The 2,028-nt window shown below is 70.7% G+C and carries 1 protein-coding gene; it reads left to right on the plus strand.

All coding sequences use genetic code 11. The features are described from left to right. On the plus strand, positions 1–2,028 hold a 2,028-nt coding region (locus tag ABZ374_RS48405; protein WP_360325199.1), incomplete at both ends, for a type I polyketide synthase.

Below are 2,028 nucleotides of genomic sequence, written 5' to 3' on the forward strand. Positions count from 1 at the left end.
GGTGGTCGACGGGGATCCCGTGGTGATCGTCGGGATGGCGTGCCGCTATCCGGGCGGGGTGGCCTCGCCGGAGGACCTGTGGGACCTGGTTGCGGGGGGTGGGGACGCGATCGCCGGGTTCCCGGACGATCGTGGCTGGGACCTGGAGAACCTGTACGACCCGGATCCTGCGGCGTCCGGGAAGAGCTATGCGTCCGAGGGCGGATTCCTCTATGACGCGGGGCTGTTCGACGCCGGCTTCTTCGGCATCTCGCCGCGTGAGGCGTTGGCGATGGACCCGCAGCAGCGGTTGTTGCTGGAGACCTCGTGGGAGGTGTTCGAGCGGGCCGGGATCGACCCGGCCACGTTGCGCGGCAGCCGGACCGGCGTGTTCGCCGGCGTCATGTACCACGACTACGTGGACGGCACGGGCCCGGTGAACGCCGAGGTCGAGGGGTACGCGCTGACCGGCAAGTCGGGTAGCGCCGTCTCCGGTCGGGTCTCCTACACCTTCGGGTTCGAGGGCCCGGCGGTGACCGTGGACACGGCCTGCTCCTCGTCGCTGGTGGCCCTGCACCTGGCCGGCCAGGCGCTGCGCAGCGGCGAATGCTCGATGGCGCTGGTCGGTGGTGTGACGGTGATGTCGACGCCCGAGGTGTTCGTCGAATTCAGCCGCCAGCGTGGGCTGTCGCCGGACGGTCGGTGCAAGGCGTTCTCGTCCGCGGCCGACGGGACCGGCTGGTCCGAGGGTGTCGGTGTGCTGCTGGTGGAACGGCTCTCCGACGCCCGGCGCAACGGCCACCGGGTGCTGGCTACGGTGCGGGGCACGGCGGTCAACCAGGACGGCGCGAGCAACGGTCTGACCGCGCCCAACGGTCCGTCGCAGCAGCGGGTCATCGGCCAGGCGCTCGCCAATGCGGGCCTGAACAGCCGGGACGTGGACGCGGTGGAGGCGCACGGTACCGGTACGACCCTGGGCGACCCGATCGAGGCCCAGGCGCTGATCGCGACCTACGGCCGGGACCGCTTCGACGAACAGCCGTTGTATCTGGGGTCGTTGAAGTCGAATATCGGTCATGCGCAGGCCGCGGCGGGTGTCGCGGGTGTGATCAAGATGGTCATGGCGATGCGTGCGGGTGTACTGCCGCGGACGCTGCATGTGGACGAGCCGTCGCCGCACGTGGATTGGGCGGCGGGTGCGGTCGAGTTGTTGACCGAGGCTCGCGAGTGGCCGCAGACGGGTCGTCCGCGCCGGGCCGGCGTGTCGTCCTTCGGCGCCAGCGGCACCAACGCACACGTCGTACTGGAGCACGCGCCCACAGCGGCGCCGGTGTCCGAACCCGACGCGACGAACACGCCCGCCATTGCCCGGCAGTTCGTGGTGTCTGCCCGCTCGGACGGCGCGTTGCGGGCACAGGCGCGGCGATTGGCCGACTTCGTGGCCGAGCATCCCGAGATCGAGCCGGCCGCGCTGGCATCCGCGCTGGCCGTGTCCCGGTCGGCGCTGGAGCATCGCGGCGTCGTATCGGCCGGGGACCGCGCCGAGTTGACGTCCGGTCTCGTGGCGCTGAGCACCGGGGAGGCCGTACCGGGTGTCGTCTCGGGGACCGCGTTGCCGGTCGGTCGGCCGGTGTTGGTGTTCCCTGGTCAGGGTTCGCAGTGGTTGGGGATGGCTGCGGGGTTGGTGGATTCGTCGCCGGTGTTCGCGGGGCGGGTTGCGGAGTGTGAGGCGGCTCTTGCGCCGTTCGTGGACTGGTCGTTGGTGTCGGTGTTGCGGTCGGGGTCGGAGGAGTGGCTCGACCGGGTGGATGTGGTGCAGCCGGTGTTGTGGGCGGTGATGGTCTCTCTGGCGGAGTTGTGGGCTTCGTTCGGGGTGAAGCCGGCTGCGGTGGTGGGGCATTCGCAGGGTGAGATCGCTGCCGCGTGTGTCGCGGGTGCGTTGTCGTTGCAGGATGCGGCGAAGGTTGTGGCGTTGCGGAGCCGGGCGATTCTGGCGCTGGCCGGTTCGGGTGGGATGGCGTCGGTCGGTGTGCCGGTGGATCGGGTGCG

This window comes from Embleya sp. NPDC005971 (assembly GCF_040629175.1).
Taxonomy (GTDB): Bacteria; Actinomycetota; Actinomycetes; order Streptomycetales; family Streptomycetaceae; genus Embleya.